This is a genomic window from Spirosoma sp. 209, assembly GCF_002006735.1.
In the GTDB taxonomy this organism is placed as follows: domain Bacteria; phylum Bacteroidota; class Bacteroidia; order Cytophagales; family Spirosomataceae; genus Spirosoma; species Spirosoma sordidisoli.
Genome location: NZ_MVEC01000001.1, coordinates 79136 through 95725, shown reverse-complemented (window position 1 = coordinate 95725; position 16590 = coordinate 79136). Strand labels below are relative to the sequence as shown.

Below are 16590 nucleotides of genomic sequence, written 5' to 3'. Positions count from 1 at the left end.
TCATCACGCATCCCGATACTACCTGATAAGAAGCAGGCTGTGCGTCAGCTGCTACCCCTGTCTTTCTTGGGCCATGCCAACTGAAACATTTGGTGCCTCCCTGATATTATATCATTATACACCCTACAGAATGAGATGAATCAAAGATGGGTGGGGTGCGCAAGCCGGGTTTGCGGCATAGGCAGACCGGAACCTCAGCGCCTAAGAAAATTATAAGGTCGTACCGATGACTCTGAACGCACGAACTCGTCTGATAAGACCCGACTGAAACGGTCTTGGTAAATCAGCTGTTAAATCGAGGGAGCAAAGTCGGAATTGCTTTAGTCTACTGAAATCGAAGAGATAGTTTTTAACGTAGGTATAGCTTAGTGCCAATCATGCCTACCAGGATTTGTTTAATTAGGTGTGTTTAGCAGACGGCCCGCTCATTGAGTGGGCCGTCTCTTTTATAAGCGGGTAAATTAGCTTGCTATCCGCCGGTACAGGGCTACATGCTCGGCTACGAATCGGCTCCACGAAAACAGGCGAGCCCGCTGCAGGCCCTGCTGAGCCAGATCGGCGCGGAGGGTATCCGAACTGACCAGCTTCACCATAGCCTGGCATAAATCATCGGTATCGGTGGGGGAGACGTACAGGGCAGCCTCGCCAACTACCTCCCGAATGGCGGGTATGCGGGAGGTGATAACCGGCAAACCGCATTGCATCGCTTCCAGCGGAGGCAGTCCAAACCCTTCATACAGCGACGGGTAAACAAACCCCGTTGCCCCCGAATACAGGGAGGCCAGCTCGGCATCAGGAACGAACCCGGTCACGACGATCCGGGATTGCAGCGCCTGGTGACTGGCCAGTTCGTTCAGAATCTGATCCAGTTTCCAGCCCCTGGCGCCAACGAGTACCAGTTTGACCTCGGCCGGTAGATCACCACTTTGTGCTGTTGTTACAAAAGCCCGAATCAGCCGATCCAGGTTTTTTCGGGGCTCGAACGTGGCCAGGCTAAGCAGGTAAGGGGCATCGCCCAACTGATAGCGCTGGCGAACGCGTTGCCGGGCGTCAGGATCCGTGACGGGGTAAAACAGGGCCGGAGAGGCCGCCAGATGAATGGGAGTTACCCGCGCCGGGTCTGTTCCGGTATGCTGGCAAAAGTCATTACGGGTTGCTTCCGATATAGTGACAATATGGGTTCGGGGGTTCAGCCGGGCCAGCATACTCCGCACACTGTTATCGCCAGCGGGAAACCATTCGGGATGAAAAATCGGAATCAGGTCATGGATCGTCTGGACGCTCTGTACTGCCCGGCTTTGCGCAATGGCTTCCGGAATTTCGTAGAAAGGGCTGTGATAGATGCGGCCCTGCCAGGACCGGGTGTCGAATCGGGCAGTATGGGAGCCGGTACGTTTCCGAAGCTTGTACGCGCCCGCCCGAATAGCTTTGCTGGGTACACTGCCAACAGGAAACGGGCTCAGTACCCCGTTCTCTAGCCTGGCTACCGTTCGTTCGGCCGGGCGATTCACGAAGGCGGGGGCTGATGGGCCAAAATGCGCCCGGGCGTAGCGCATTGCTTCGGGCAGATGGGTAGGAGCCGCCAGGGAAAGCTGGATGTCGTCGGTCTGCCACAGACCATCAAGCAGTTGTTCGGCTACGCGACTTACGCCCGTCTTGGCCTGTCTGTGATAAAAGCCAATGCCCAGCATGCTGACGTCCAGAATAACGTTCAGGTTAGAATTCATGAGGCTGTATAAAAACAAATCGGGTATATGAATCGGCGGCAGGTAGTCCGGAGCGTTGAAACCACGACGACCAACTCCGGTTGGCTGACTGTCGAAAATGACTGGGTGAGACCATCAGATGGCTGGTAGGATTGGTGACCTGTCAATAAGCCTGGTCAGTAGAAAAAAGTTGGCTAGTGGGCAAAAAACTCGTAACCGGTAGGTTGATCTGCTCCGTTTAAGCCGGTAATAAACCAAAATTACGGCAGGTAGGCAACCCAAAACCGGCAATCGGCAACGCCAAAAAGCCTGACCCATGAGGGGGCAGGCTTTTTGGCGGGTGGTAAACGGCTGGCTACCAGCCAAGAGAGGAAGACATCGATGCCCGATTGAACGAACGGGCGTTTAGCTGTTGATTACCCAAGCTGAATGCGCTGGCGTTCGTTTTCCAGGTACCAGCTTAAACTGGCCAGGGTAACCGCAACGAGGCCACCGAGCCAGAGCGCCCCCCAGATGCTGAAATAGGAAAACGAACCCCGACCGATCATGTGCATCAGCCCGATCAGCATCATAAACAGGCCCAGCGTCAGACCAAAGGCATTGCGCAGCGCCGTGGGGTAGGCCTGCCGGAGGTAATAGGCTCCGTAGGCCTTGTTGCGGAACTGGAAGAGGATGTCGTCCTTGCTGGCTGACTCAAGTTGCAGACCGCTCAGGCTTAGTTCCCGCTGGTAGGTCTGGCGCAGGGTCTGAACCGCATTGACGTCGGCTTCCATCAGTGCTTTGTCCATGGCCGACTCGAACGGCAAACCAAGCCAGATGTAGTATTCGACTTCGCAGGCGAGATGGTCGAGTAGTTCAGAGAGCAGGTCGGTATCCGTGCCGGAGCGGACCAGGTGGTCGTAGAGCCGGGCAACCTGTTGTGGGTTTAGCTTTTCCATAACCGAGATTCGTTTATAAGTTGTTAAGGGCCAGTTTAGGCGAAGGAAGGAGTAAGCGCATCAAGGAAACAAATCGTTCGAACTCAGAAACTTTTTGCTGGGCCGCCTGGGTACCGCTGGGCGTGAGCGAATAATACTTGCGCAGCCGGCCTTCTACTTCCACCGATTCGGTGATGAGCAGCCCCTCCTGCTCCAGCTTGTGCAGAACGGGGTAAAGCGCGCCAAAGGTGAGCACGAGCTGCCCCCGCGTACGCTCTTTCACGGCCTGCGTTATTTCATAGCCGTACATGCGTTCCTGGTTCGTTAGCAGCGTCAGCACGATTGTCTTGAGCGTTCCGCGCAGAAATTCACTCTGGGTTGGTTCCATATAAACTCATGAAGCACGGTTAGTAATAAGCGAATGTATATATAAGAAAGCTATATATGCAAGAAGGATACTGTATTTTTTTCATGTGTCATATCCACCGGCTTCGATTCCCTGACTTTGCGCCCAAAAAAAGCCCCGTTCGGCGCAGGAGTGCGTCAGAACGGGGCCTGGGTATGAACAGAGAATGGATTAGCGCGCTGTACGCAGCATGTCGGCGTAGGGGTCAGGCAGGATGCTATCCTCAACGGCGCGGGCTGCTTGTTCAACGTCGTATTCGACCCGTACAAAGTCGACCTGAATGCCTTCTTTAGCGCCCGGCCGGGCCGTTTCGTCGATGGTCAGCAGGACATAGCCGGCGCGGGGGTCGCCATCTTTCGGCTTACCCACCGACCCGATATTGATGGCATGCCGAAAATAGGTTTCCTGGCCTTCGGGTTCGCCACTGACTACTTTATAGAACGGTTTGTGGGTGTGGCCAAAGCAGAGGACGTCGGCTCCGGCCCCTTCCAGTACCCGGCCCAGACTGCGGTCGCCCCGGTCGGCAAACAGGTATTCATTGACGCGCCGGGGGCTGCCATGTACCAGCATCACGACAAAGGGCGTTTGCTGATGCCAGAGCTGATCCGGGTTGAAGCCGAGTTCAAACTCGAGCCGGATGTGGGTGGGCAGGGTGCGCAGGTACTGGCGTTCGCTGGCACCAACGACCTGGTTGGTGTAGCTGATGGACACGTTGCCCATCGCTTTTTCTGCGTCTTCGCGATAGGCGCAGCCGCAATCGTCGCTCTGCCGGCCAATACCGTAGTCGTAGTTGCCGGCAATGGTGGGAATACCCCGCTGGCGGATGGTGTTGATGACCTCGTTGGGCCAGACATTATAGCCTACCAGGTCGCCCAGGCAATAGACGGCATCGACGGCCTGCTGGTCAATATCGGCCAGCACCGCTTCCAGCGCGGGCAGATTGGCATGAATGTCGGAGAAAAGAGCAATTTTCATTGGGATACCGGGTTAAACGAAGCGCGTTGTTTAAGGGCTACATGGACGAGTAAAATCAGGACGGGGACTTCGATGAGGGGACCGATTACGGCCGCGAAGGCAACCCCCGAGTTGATGCCGAAGACGGCAATGGCCACGGCTATGCCCAGCTCAAAGTTGTTACCGGCTGCGGTGAAGGCCAGTGAGGTGCTTTTGGCGTAATCGGCACCGGCCCGCTTGGCCAGGTAAAAGGCCATAAAAAACATCAGCACGAAGTAAATGACCAGGGGCAGCGCAATCCGCAGCACATCGCCCGGAATCTGTACGATCAGCGTTCCCTTCAGGCTGAACATGAGCACAATCGTGAACAGTAGCGCCACCAGCGTAATAGGACTGATGAAGGGCAGGAAACGGGTCTCGTACCACTCGGTACCGAACAGCCGGGTTAGCAGGAGCCGCGAGAGCAGCCCGGCCAGGAACGGAATACCCAGGTAGATGGCCACACTTTCGGCAATCTGCCCGATACTGATGGCTACCGTGGCGCCGGGCAGGCCAAACAAAGGCGGCAGCACCGTTACGAATACATACGCGTAGACCGAATAGAACAGGACCTGGAAGATGCTGTTGAACGCTACCAGCCCCGCTACGTATTCCCGATCGCCGAGGGCCAGGTCGTTCCAGACGATGACCATCGCGATGCAGCGGGCAATGCCGATCATGATCAGGCCCGTCATGTAATCCGGCTTGTCGGGCAGGAGCAGAACGGCCAGGCCAAACATCAGCACCGGGCCAATGAGCCAGTTCTGCACGAGCGACAGCGTCAGGATTTTCGTGTTTCGGAATACCGCTGGCAGTCGATCGTAGCGTACTTTGGCCAGGGGCGGGTACATCATCAGAATCAGTCCGATGGCCAGCGGCACATTGGTAGTTCTGGACTGGTAGGCACTGAGCGACTGTTCGATTTGCGGAAACAGGTTTCCCAGCAGCACGCCCAGCGCCATGGCGCCGAAAATCCACCCGGTTAAAAAGCGGTCGAGAAACGACAGGCGGGGCGGCTGGGTCGTTTCTGTTACAGAAGGGTTGTCCATACGAATGGGTTAAATGGATGGTTGAGGCTGGGGTAGATACGCGTTAATTTCTTCGGCGGTCTGCCGGGCCGACCGGCCAACGCCGATCAGGGTGGCCGAGGCAAAGCCTGTCCAGTTGCCGTACCCCACCAGCCAGAGACCCGGTGCGTCGATAGCCCGGGTTCCGTCAGTAGCCACACGTCCCTCCCTGTCTACGATCCCCAGCGGACCGAGCAGGTCGGTGGCCGGGCGGAAACCCGTGCACCAGATGATGGTATCGAACGACTCTGACTGACCGTCTGGCCAGACAACCCCCTGGGTCGTTATCCGAACAAAGGGCCGACGTGCCTGCAATACGCCCCGACTACGGGCGGCCTGCACCGAAGGAACCATGACAATATCGCCGAGACGACCGGTCGGCGCCGGCGACTGGCCAGCCTGGGTGGCATGATACCGCTCCGTAGCCCGGCTAAACAAAACCCGCCCATCGACGTCGTCGGGCAGGAACGTTGGCTCGGTCAGGGTTACCCAAACGGTATGGGCTACCTCCGATACCTCGGCCAGAATCTGGGCTGCCGAATTACCGCCCCCGACAATCAGCACCCGCTGGCCAGCCAGCGATTCGGGCGAGTGGTAATGGGCCGAATGAAGTTGCAGGCCTCTGAAATCGGCCTGACCCGGATACGCCGGTAGAACGGGATTTGTCCAGGCGCCGGTGCTGCAAACCACGGCCGGTGCCCGCCACGTACCCTTGTCCGTCCGGATTGTGTATCCGTCGGTATGGCGCGTAAGCTGTTCTACCCGGACAGGGCGCCGGAGGGGTAGCTTGTAGCGGGCTTCGTAGGCGTCCAGGTAGTCGATAACCTGCTGCCGGGCCGGGAAACCGGCATCGGGGCCCGCCGGTCGCGGCATAGGCCAGCCGGGTAACGACGAGGCTTCGGCCGGTGAGAACAGCCGGAGCGAGTCCCAGCCGTGCAGCCAGGCACCCCCCGCCCGTGGCTGGTCGTCGAGAATAACGAATGAACGACCGGTCCGGCGCAGGAAATAGGCGACCGACAGGCCGCTTTGTCCGCCACCGATCACCACGATGTCGGTTTCCTGAATAGGTTCTTCAGCCATACGATAAAGAGCGGGTGAGCAGCTGAATCTGTTACCCGTTGCAGCAGGTTGGTCCGCAGCAGGACTCAGCCGATGGGCTGGCCGGTTTCGGGTCGGTGAGTGGTTTGCGGGCAAAGACGGTGATGCTGTAGATACCGCGGCCATCCTGTCGGTACGCAGCCAGCTCGTCGGCGGTGATGTAGGTCCGGAGTAGCTCGGTCGGCAGGTTGATTTCTTTCTTCTTCTGTACCTGCAGGGCCGTAAAACCCGACCGGGTAACGATATCAAGGTAGTCGCGCTCCTGGATGGCTCCCGATACGCAACCTGCATACAGCTCGGCGTCCCGCTGCAGCCCCTCGGGCAGGTCGCCCACGAGGACGATATCGGAGATGCTGAAATGACCACCGGGTTTCAGAATCCGGTACGTTTCCTGAAAGGCGCGTGCTTTGTCGGGCACCAGGTTCATAACGCAGTTGCTTACTACAACGTCGGCCAGGTTATCGGGCAGGGGTATGTCTTCGATGTCGCCATAGACGAATTCGACGTTCGTGTAATTCAGGGCTTTCGCGTTCTTCCGGGCCCGGTCAATCATACCCGGGGTCATATCCAGCCCGATAACCCGGCCGGTTTCTCCGGTTTCGGCGCGGGCTACAAAGCAGTCGTTGCCCGCGCCGGACCCGAGGTCAACGACGGTGTCGCCGGGTTTTATCTGCGCAAACTGGGTCGGCAAGCCGCAGCCCAGCCCCAGATCCGCATCGGCCACGTAGCCGTCGATGGTTTGGTACTCGTCGTTCATCAGAATGCTGTACGAGGCATCCGTAGCGGCCGGACCACAACAGGACGAAGGCCCGCAGCCACCATCGACCGTTACGCCCTGGGTTTCTTCCTGACGCGCGATGTCGCCGTATTTCTGACGGACAATCGCTTTGAGTTCCTCGGCAGTAGTCATGCTCTTATTGGTTTAATGTAATATTGCGATTGGATCGGGTAAAAAAATCAGCAGCAGGTGTTCTGGGTGAATGACGCGAGCAGATCGCCGAAGGTAGCCCGGGCTTCTTCCCAAACGGGTTCGTTGATGCAGTAGCACACGCGCGGGGGCTGTACGTTTCCTTTGATGATCCCGATCCGGCTCAGCTCTTTCAAATGTTGGGAGACGGTAGCCTGAGAAAGGGGCAGTACATCGACCAGATCACCACACACGCAGGCCTTCGTTGCAACCAGGTACTGAAGAATAGCTACCCGGGCCGGATGCGCAAAGGCTTTGGCCAGGTCGGCAATCCGGTTCTGCTCCGTTGTAAATACTTCTGTTTTCGTGACGCCCATATCGCAAAGGTATACATGAATTGGTTAATCGCAATATTGCGATGATTAATTTTTTTCGCGCCTATTGCACGGGAGACGCCAGGGGCCGGACGGTCGCGTTTCTGCACCGTAGTCCGTGTTCTCACAGGCTATTTCTGCCGGTCGTTGTTGCTGTCGCGCGGGAGACGCGAGGGGTCGGGGAGACGCGAGGGGTCGCGTCTCTACATGTCGTGGTCCGTGCGATCGTCACAGCGGTCTGTGCCCTCACCGAGACGCGTAGTCCGGGACGCGTAGTCCGGCCACCCGCGCGGCAGCAAAAGCCATCGGGACAGGAGACGCCAGGGCCGGGCCGCTGTCGCGTCTCTACGCCGTAGGCGGACCATTCGTTAGGGTAGAGGCTTAGAAAACTGTGTCCCAGAGAAGATAGCCGTTCAGGGCGATGATGATGCTGGCTACGGCCCATGACGTGATGCGAACCCAGGCGGGGTTGACAAAACGGCCCATTTTCAGCTTATCGTTCGTGAAGGTGACCAGCGGTACAACCGCGAAACTTAGCTGTAAGGACAGGATAACCTGACTCAGTACCAGCAGTTCGGACGTGCCCCGCTCGCCGTACAGAATGGCTACCGTCAGGGCCGGAACAATAGCTACGAGCCGCGTAATGATTCGGCGGAGCCAGGGTTTTAGCCGCAGGTTCAGGAAGCCTTCCATAACGATCTGCCCCGCCAGGGTACCGGTCACGGTAGAGTTCTGGCCAGACGCCAGCAACGCAACGGCAAACAGAATACCGGCCACTTTGGTACCCAGCAGCGGGTCGAGTAGTTGGTGGGCGTCGGTGATGTCGGCCACGTGCTGATTGCCGGAATAGTGGAACGTAGCCGCCGACAGCATCAGAATGGCTGCGTTGATGAAGAAAGCCAGAAACAGCGATACCGTTGAGTCGATGGTGGCAAACTTGATAGCCGATTGCCGACCTGTATCGTCGCGGCTGAAATCGCGGGTTTGTATGATGCTGGAGTGGAGGTACAGGTTGTGGGGCATAACCGTGGCACCCAGGATACCAATGGCGATATAGAGCATACCCGGATTGGTGACGATTTCGGGGCGGGGTAGTAATCCGCCCATCACCTCGCCCAGGTCGGGCCGGGAGACGAGCAACTCGTAGCCGAAGCAGGCCAGGATCAGAAAAATCAGGCTAGCCACGATTCGTTCCAGTACCCGGAAGCCTTTGTTCTGCAGGTACAGCAACAGCATGACATCAACGGCCGTGATCAGGATACCGATCGTGAGCGGCAGACCGAACAGGAGGTTCAGCGCAATGGCCGAGCCAATGACTTCGGCCAGGTCTGTAGCGGCAATGGCAATTTCGGCCAGTACCCACAGGCCAATACCCACCGGGCGACTGTAATGGTCGCGGCAGGCCTGGGCCAGATCGCGGCCGGTAGCGATACCCAGCTTGAGCGCCAGGTGCTGCAGCAGCATGGCGAAGAGATTCGAGATCAGCACAACGGACAACAGCCGATAACCGAACTGAGCCCCCCCGGCAATATCGGTGGCCCAGTTGCCGGGGTCCATGTAGCCTACTGCTACCATAAGCCCGGGGCCGACATAAGCCGCCAGGGTCTTGAAAAAACCAGCGTTTCGGGGTACATGAACTGACCCATGCACATCGGCCAGCGACTTTGACGATGGGTCCTGACGCCAGCCTTTCATAAATGTATTGGTTACTTCCATTCGTTAGTTGAGCATGCTAACCCCACCGTTAACCGACGGGGGTACCTACCTGCCGCTGTCATTGAGCGGTCTGCTGAAGCAAAGGTAATAATAGTTGAAATAAAAATTTAGACTAGTCTAAATTTTTAGAAAGTTTAACATAAAAACTATCTTTGCCACCAAACTGTTTGCCTGATTTTAGATGTTTTATCGGGTAGCTGTCGCCTATGCAGTCATTCACGGAAGAGAACTATCTGAAGACCATCTATTACCTCGCCACCCGTCAGGAAGGGGAGGTGACAACGAACGCGCTGGCCGAAATGACGGCCACCCGGGCGGCTTCGGTTACGGATATGCTGCGGAAGCTGGCCGATAAACAGTTGATCCATTACAAGAAATATCAGGGCGTTCGGCTCACCGAAGAGGGTGAGCGGCTGGCGTTGCAGATCATTCGCCGGCATCGGCTCTGGGAGGTGTTTCTGGTCGAAAAGCTGGGTTTTGGCTGGGACGAGGTGCACGACATTGCCGAAGAGCTTGAGCATGTGCGGTCTGAGGAGCTGGTAACACGTCTGGATACGTATCTGGGCTACCCGCAATTTGACCCGCATGGTGACCCGATTCCTACGCCGGCCGGTCAGATGCCGGAAACCGGATACCGGAAACTGTCGGAAGCGGGGCCTGGCGATAGCATCCGGCTGATGGGTGTACTGGAACACTCGACGGAGTTTCTGCAACACCTCGACCGGTGTAACCTTACGTTGGGGTGTCTGGTAACCATAGCCGAGATCAACGCCTTCGATAAGTCGGTGCTGGTACAGATTGAAAGCGGCCGACCGGTATTCGTGAGCCACGAAGTCGCCAAAAACTTGCTGGTAAACTGAGGAACCGGTTTATCCTGCCAATGAGTTTGCAGGCGCAAATGCGTGAGGCTACGGACCATGGGTGTAGAGACGCAACCCTTGCCGTCTCCTGTCCGAATGGCTTTTGCCGTCACCTTAGTCTGTGGGGACACGGACCACGGTGACGACCATACCAACTACAGTAAGCAGGACCACAGAAAACGTAAACAGACTAGGATAAAGACCCATGAAATTACTCGACTGGTACATACTGAAGCGTTTTTTGCAGACCTACATCTTCGTGGTGCTGGTCATTGTGCTGGTCGTGGTGATGATCGACTATACCGAGAAAGTTGACAACTTTCACAAGCACAATGCGCCCGGCAGCAAAATCCTGTTCGACTACTACCTGAACTTCATTCCGTACTGGGCCAACTACATCAGTCCGCTGATGGTCTTCATCGCCACCGTATTCCTGACCTCCCGGCTGGCGGCTCGTACCGAAATTATTGCCATCCTCAGCAGCGGGGTCAGCTTTATCCGGCTGCTGTTCCCCTATGTGCTGGGGGCGTCGGTGCTGGCGGTGCTGACCTATTTCATGGTCAACTACATCATTCCGAAGGCGAACAAAACCCGGATTGCGTTCGAGGTGGCTTACATCAACGAAGCGTATACCTATACCGGTCGGAATGTGCACATCAAAATTGCGCCCGACACCTACGCCTACCTCGAAAGCTATAACAACCTGAGCAACACCGGCTATAAATTCACCCTGGAGCAGGTGCAGGGCAATCAGCTCCGGCAGAAACTCTCCGCCGACCATATCGAGTGGGACGCCAAGAAGAAGAAGTGGACCGTCTACGATTACAAGATCAGAAGCATCGACGGCCTACGCGAAACCCTGACCCCCGGTACCCGTATCGATACCACGCTGAACCTGAAGCCCGACGACTTCAGTTCCGATTTCAACCTCTACGAAACTCTGACCCTGCCCGAGCTGAACCAGCATATCGACCTGCTCCGCAGCCGGGGGGCCGACGGCGTTGAGGTATACCTGCTCGAGAAGTACAGCCGCGATACCCGCCCGTTCGCCATCCTGATTCTGACCGTTATCGGCGTGATCATGTCGGCTCGCAAAAGCCGGCGGGGCGTGGGCTGGCAGGTAGCGCTGGGCTTCTTCCTGGCCTTTACGTACCTGCTGTTTTTCATGCTGGCCAAAGGCATCGCCGAATCCGGTAACCTGAATCCTATTGTGGCGGTCTGGCTTCCGAACGCTATTTTTGCGGCCATCGGCGTCTTGCTGTACAATACAATACCTCGATGACAGTGATGAGTGAAGAGTTAGGAGCGATGAGCATAGCCGTTTTGGGTAACACATCGATACGACATCATTCATCATTCATCGCTCATCGCTCTCTGCATGAAGCCTTCCCTTACTGATTATTTTCAGCTTCATTTCATTGTCCTGATCTGGGGATTCACGGCCATTCTGGGTAAGCTCCTGGCTCCGCTCGACTCGTCGGCGCTGGTCCTGTACCGGACGGGGCTGGCCGTGCTGGGCATGGGCGCCGTGTTGTGGTTTCGGAACCAGTCGATCGGCGTACCCGCGCGCGACCGCTGGCGGCTGCTGGCAACGGGGGGGATTATTGCGCTCCACTGGGTTTTGTTTTTCTGGGCTGCGCGCGTGGCCAACGTGTCGGTCTGCCTGGCTGGTATGGCTACCAGTTCGCTCTGGGCCAGTGTGCTGGAGCCGATCCTGCTGCGTCGGCGGATGCGGGCTATTGAAGTCATTCTTGGCTTCGTGGTCATGGCCGGGCTGTATCTCATCTTCCGCTTCGAGTTCGATAAAGGCATGGGACTGGCGCTGGCGGTGTCGTCGGCCATGCTGTCGGCGCTGTTTACGATCATCAACAGTCGATTTACCCAACGGTACGACGCCCTGGTTATCTCCCTCTATGAGATGATGGGCGCCTTTGTCGGATCGGCCGTGCTGGTGGGGGTATTTTGGGCTCTGGAGCCTGATTCGGCCCTTTTTTTATACCCGACGCGCCCGGCCCAGTGGCTGTGGCTGCTGGTGCTGTCGCTGGTCTGTACGGTCTATGCGTACTGGGTAGGGGTTCGGCTGTTGCGTAAGTTTTCGCCGTACTTAGCTATCCTGACTGTAAATTTGGAGCCAGTCTATGGAATTGTGCTGGCGGTGCTGATTTTTGGCGACGACGAGCGCATGACCCCGGGCTTTTATATCGGTACGCTCGTCATACTGGCGGCTGTGCTGATATACCCGTTTTTAAACGACCGACTGACCAAAGCGCAGACCCACCTGCCTACATCGACTTAACCGTGTCAACATGATTCGTTCCGCACCGTTGCTGCGTCTTGTTACTCTTGTTTTAGCTTCTCTGTCGCTGGTGCTGACTGTACCACTGGTGGCTCTTTCCTTCTATAACCATCCATCGCCCGCCGACGATTATTGTTTTGCCAACACGGCTATGCAGTACGGCTTCTGGGAGGCCCAGCAGTTTTATTACGACGGCTGGAGCGGTCGTTTCTTCCATAATTTCGTTGTTCACTCCAGTCCGCTGACCATTGGCTGGTATACCGGCTACAAAGTATACCCCATTCTGTTGCTGGCGCTGCTGCTGCTGAGTTTCTACGCCCTGGCGCGGCAGTGGGTGGCCGATAACGCATCGGGCGGCTCGGGTCGGCAAACGGCTTCGCTGGCGCTGGCTGCCGGCCTGTTTGTGGGGTTCATAGCCTCGCTGGCGGGTTTGCCTGAGTTCATGTACTGGTATGCCGGTATGGCCTGCTACAGCATGTCGGCGGTGTTTTTTCTGGCTCTGCTGGCAACGCTGATCGCGCACCAGCGGCAGGGGTTTGGCCTTTTGCCGGGTTATCTGCTGGCCGAGAGCCTGCTCATTGCGGGTATCGTGGGGTCGAGCGAAACGAGTATGGTCATGGTTATGTCCGTGTTGGGGCTGATTGCGCTGGGTGAGCTGATTCAGCGTCGGCGGTTGTCGGCCACGGTCCTGATTCTGCTGGGGGTAGGCGCCGTGAGCTGCTATTACCTGATGGCCGCGCCCGGCAATGCGGTGCGGATGGCGTCGAACCCCAACAGCAGTAATATTCCGCATACGGTGCTGTCGTCACTGCGGTATGCGGTGGGGTATTTGTCGCATCAGCTGCTGAAAACGCCACTGCTGCCGCTGTCGCTGCTGTACCTGCCGCTGGCCTGGCAGCTGACGGCCAAACCGCTTCCGGCCTACCTGAGGCTGCATCCGATCTGGGGGCTGCTGCACGGTGGCGCTACGGTACTGGTGCTGATTTCGCTGCACTTTTACGGCGTTGGCATTCCGCCCGTTACGCGCCTGGTCAACCTGATCAATCTGCTGTTCTGGTTAAGCTGGGGTTACAACCTAACGTTATTGATGGTAGTTTTGCGCCACCGCTTTGCGACCAGCTTCCCGAAATCATATGCGCAGCCGCTGGCTGTGGCCGCGCTGGGCTGGGTACTGATCGCAACGGGTGTATGGTCTGTGATGCCCGTAGCCTATGGCGACTGGCTGAGTGGCCGGGCCGCCCAGTATGACCAGGCCATGCAGCAGCGCTACGCCCAGTTTGCGCAGACCGACGCTACCAACGGTCAGGTGGCTCCGCTGCCCGTTTATCCGGCTTCGTTATTTCTGGAAGACGTTAAAAACGATCCCAAACACCTCTGGAACCGGTGCTGGGCCGATTATTATCACAAAAAAACAGTTGTACTGACCGATCACTCAACCGAAGCGGTACAATAGCTTTATGAAATCAACGCTTACTGCTGAACCCCAGGTCCTGGCCCCCGATCGATATCGAACACTGGCTCGTGTTGGCGTTCTGGTTCCCGTACTTTGCTTTGCGCTGCTGCTATGGACCTATGCCGTCAACATCCCCTGGATGGACGATTTCGACGCGTTTTTCCGGTTCATGATCAACTACGCCGACGGTAAAACCGTGGGTGATAAGATCTACTGGCTGCTGGCGCCCAACAACGAGCACCGGATCCTGACAGCCAAGCTGGCCACGCTGGCCCTGTATAACCTGACGGGCGAAGTCAATTTCCGATGGCTGATCTTTGTGGCCTACGGGTTTCAGTTCGGCATCTTTGCGATAGTCTACCGGGTGTTTCGGTCCATGAAACTACCGCTGATTGCCTTCGTGCCCGTTGCGTTTATTTTCTGGCAACCCCAGTACCACCTGACCAGCGTATGGGCCCTGACGGGTTTACAGCACGAGGTGTCGATCTTCGAGATTCTGTTGTCGATCTACCTGCTGTCGGCTAACGAGCGCAACCGGTTTGGCGCGGCCGTTGGTGTACAGCTGCTGGCGTCGATGTCGATGGGGAATGGGGTATTTGGCTGGGTGGCCGGTGCGGTTGTGCTGTTCGTACAGCGGCAGTGGCTGCGGCTGGGTATCTGGCTCGTGATGGCGGCTGCGGCTATCAAGTTTTACTTTCACGACTTCCCCGACCTGCAGGGCAACGAGAGCAGTGTCGATTTTTTTCTAAAATATCCGTACCTGGTTTTCTCGGGCTTCTTTACGTTCTCCGGTGCGCTGATGGACTTCCTGCCCGACGCGCCGATTTTCTGGCGGAGTGTGCTGCCCACCCTGTTTGGGCTGGTCATTATCCCGATTATGGTGTGGCTGCTGTGGCGCATGAACTGGCCACTCTGGCAGAACAGCCGGGCCCCGATGACCCCGGCTCAGCGCCGGCGGTATTTCTTTACGGGCTGTTACGCCTTCCTGATGGTCAACGCCGTCATTATTGCGTTTCTGCGCCCGCGCATGGGCTACTGGGTCATGATGGTGAGCAACTACATGATCTACCCGGCCGTGCTGACGGTGCTGATCTACCTGAATGGACTGAGCGAGCTGAGCGCAACGAAGGTGCCCACCCGCTGGCTGCGCATCGGCCTGGGGCTGGGGCTGGTGGTCTGGACGCTCTCCTACACGGTACACTGGCCCAAAGTCGCTTTCCGGAAGCAGATGTTGCTGACGTCGGCCTTCAACCACCGGCTGAACGACATTGGTCTGGGCCCCAGCTGGGGGACGCCCTTCGCCGATTTTGCCCGTCAGATCATGCGCGAGACCATGAAACGAGGGCTGTACCATTACCCGGAAGGGTATTTTAGCCCCTACGAAACGCAGATACGGCAGGCCGCTGCGGTACCCACCGAACCGGCCCTGTCGATCCGTCTCAACAAAGGGGGCTACAGCACCCTGGCCGACTTGCCGCCGGGCAGCCTGCCCGAACCGATCGGGCAGGGCGCGGTGCTGGTACAGTCGGATCGGCATGTATTTCTGTTTCCGTCCGAATCGCCGTTTACGTTCGGCGCGTTTTACCTGAATCGTCCCGTACAGGAAGTGCAGGGCGAAATTCTGAATGCCACGCTGGCGCCGGGTACCTATCGCGTTGGGGTACTCGCCCCGCCGGGCAACGGTCGCCCGATCCGGATCAGTAACCAGCGCCTGTCGTTCCCCTAAAATCGCCTGCGTGCCATTCGCCATTTAGCTGCCATCATTCATGACTACCCAATCCAGTGAGCTTCCCGATCGTATCAATATCGTCATCCCGCTGTTCAACGACTGGCAGGCCCTGAGCCTGTTGCTCGAGCGCATCCGGGCGGTTGTCGATCCGGCGCTGGTGAGCCGACTGGCGTTCCTGATCGTCGACGACTGCTCGGCCACGAACTACGAAACCCTGCCGCAGGGCATCGGTCAGTCGCTGTCGGTGCTGCGGTTGTACCGGAACGTCGGCCACCAGAAAGCCATAGCGCTGGGCCTGTCGCACCTGGCCTCGCTGCCCGATCAGTACCCGGCTATCGTGATGGACTCCGACGGAGAAGACCGGCCCGAAGATATTCCAACGCTGGTGCAGACCGGTGCCGCCCATCCGGGCCGGGTCGTGTTTGCCCACCGCTCCAAACGGCACGAGGGGCTCGTTTTTCGGGTGTTTTATGAAGTGTACAAGACCGTTTTCCGAATCCTGACCGGTAAGGTCATTACCTTCGGCAATTTCAGCCTGATACCGGCCAGACAGCTGCGGAAGCTGGCCCATGTGTCCGAAATCTGGAATAACTACCCCGGTGGGGTAATCCGGTCGCGGCTACCCTATACGGCCGTACCGCTGGAGCGGGGGCGCCGGCTGGCGGGTGAGTCGAAGATGAACTTTGTTTCGCTCGTGCTGCATGGCCTGAGTGCGGTGTCGGTCCTGATGGATACTACGGCCGTCCGGCTGGCGCTGTTCTGCGTCATTATGGCCGGGGCCGCCAGTCTGGGTATCGGGGTGGTGCTGGCCCTGAAGTTCTTTACCAACACGTCGGTACCGGGCTGGACCAGCTATCTGGTGTCGTCGTTCCTGATCGTGATCTTACAGGCTTTTTTGATTTCGCTGTTGCTGGTGTTCATCGTGCTGTCGTACCGAACCCAGCCGCAGTTCATCCCGGCCCGGCAATTCAGCGATTTTGTTGAGCGGGTCGAGGAAGTTTATTGAGGTATTCGATTTTTCGTTTTCGACTGTCGGCCTGTTGCTACCACCGGCGTCGGCTACCCGAA

15 protein-coding genes are annotated in these 16590 nt (G+C 57.4%); 6 read left to right on the top strand and 9 right to left on the bottom strand.

All coding sequences use genetic code 11. The features are described 5' to 3' along the window. Positions 1 to 461: 461 nt before the first annotated feature. The 9 genes from B1C80_RS00385 to B1C80_RS00345 all read right to left on the bottom strand — a co-directional run bounded on the left by B1C80_RS00385 (position 462) and on the right by B1C80_RS00345 (position 9184). Positions 462 to 1727 (bottom strand): glycosyltransferase family 1 protein, encoded by a 1266-nt coding sequence (locus B1C80_RS00385; protein ID WP_077919072.1) that lies wholly within the window; start codon positions 1725 to 1727, stop codon positions 462 to 464. A 395-nt stretch (positions 1728 to 2122) separates the two neighbouring features. Then, the gene (locus B1C80_RS28280) at positions 2123 to 2644 is read right to left on the bottom strand and encodes a hypothetical protein (protein WP_077919071.1); all 522 of its coding nucleotides are present in this window, start codon (positions 2642 to 2644) and stop codon (positions 2123 to 2125) included. 13 nt (positions 2645 to 2657) lie between these two features. After that, a complete protein-coding gene (locus tag B1C80_RS00375) occupies positions 2658 to 3011 on the bottom strand; it encodes a PadR family transcriptional regulator (RefSeq protein WP_077919070.1) in 354 nt (117 codons plus the stop codon). 189 nt (positions 3012 to 3200) lie between these two features. Next, on the bottom strand, positions 3201 to 4004 hold the full coding sequence (locus tag B1C80_RS00370) for a metallophosphoesterase (RefSeq protein WP_077919069.1): 804 nt from the start codon (positions 4002 to 4004) through the stop codon (positions 3201 to 3203). Continuing rightward, positions 4001 to 5071: an ACR3 family arsenite efflux transporter gene (gene arsB, locus B1C80_RS00365; protein WP_077919068.1), complete on the bottom strand. Its 1071-nt coding sequence runs from the start codon at positions 5069 to 5071 to the stop codon at positions 4001 to 4003. The genes B1C80_RS00370 and arsB overlap by 4 nt, the downstream gene beginning before the upstream one ends. Positions 5072 to 5080: 9 nt before the next feature. Continuing rightward, the gene (locus tag B1C80_RS00360; RefSeq protein ID WP_077919067.1) at positions 5081 to 6169 is read right to left on the bottom strand and encodes an ArsO family NAD(P)H-dependent flavin-containing monooxygenase; all 1089 of its coding nucleotides are present in this window, start codon (positions 6167 to 6169) and stop codon (positions 5081 to 5083) included. 31 nt (positions 6170 to 6200) lie between these two features. Further along, positions 6201 to 7097 carry an arsenite methyltransferase gene (locus B1C80_RS00355; protein ID WP_077919066.1) on the bottom strand — a complete coding sequence of 299 codons (897 nt, stop codon included), beginning with the start codon at positions 7095 to 7097 and terminating at the stop codon, positions 6201 to 6203. A gap of 47 nt (positions 7098 to 7144) precedes the next feature. Continuing rightward, entirely contained in the window at positions 7145 to 7471 is a 327-nt protein-coding gene (locus tag B1C80_RS00350) for a helix-turn-helix transcriptional regulator (RefSeq protein ID WP_077919065.1), read from the bottom strand. Positions 7472 to 7849: 378 nt separating this feature from the next. Continuing rightward, a complete protein-coding gene (locus B1C80_RS00345; RefSeq protein ID WP_077919064.1) occupies positions 7850 to 9184 on the bottom strand; it encodes an Nramp family divalent metal transporter in 1335 nt (444 codons plus the stop codon). Positions 9185 to 9390: 206 nt separating this feature from the next. Between B1C80_RS00345 and B1C80_RS00340 the strand changes: the two genes are divergently transcribed. The 6 genes from B1C80_RS00340 (at position 9391) to B1C80_RS00315 (ending at position 16528) form a co-directional block, all read left to right on the top strand. Next, a complete protein-coding gene (locus B1C80_RS00340) occupies positions 9391 to 10044 on the top strand; it encodes a metal-dependent transcriptional regulator (protein ID WP_077919063.1) in 654 nt (217 codons plus the stop codon). A gap of 205 nt (positions 10045 to 10249) precedes the next feature. Beyond that, positions 10250 to 11326, top strand: a complete 1077-nt coding sequence (locus B1C80_RS00335) for an LptF/LptG family permease (protein WP_077919062.1) — start codon at positions 10250 to 10252, stop codon at positions 11324 to 11326. 96 nt (positions 11327 to 11422) lie between these two features. Further along, entirely contained in the window at positions 11423 to 12340 is a 918-nt protein-coding gene (locus B1C80_RS00330) for a DMT family transporter (RefSeq protein WP_077919061.1), read from the top strand. Positions 12341 to 12350: 10 nt separating this feature from the next. Then, complete coding sequence (locus B1C80_RS00325) at positions 12351 to 13793, top strand: DUF6056 family protein (RefSeq protein ID WP_129600231.1); 1443 nt, start codon at positions 12351 to 12353, stop codon at positions 13791 to 13793. 4 nt (positions 13794 to 13797) lie between these two features. After that, a complete protein-coding gene (locus B1C80_RS00320; protein ID WP_077919060.1) occupies positions 13798 to 15519 on the top strand; it encodes a hypothetical protein in 1722 nt (573 codons plus the stop codon). Positions 15520 to 15559: 40 nt separating this feature from the next. Continuing rightward, positions 15560 to 16528: a glycosyltransferase gene (locus tag B1C80_RS00315; protein WP_077919059.1), complete on the top strand. Its 969-nt coding sequence runs from the start codon at positions 15560 to 15562 to the stop codon at positions 16526 to 16528. The last annotated feature ends 62 nt before the right edge of the window (positions 16529 to 16590 follow it).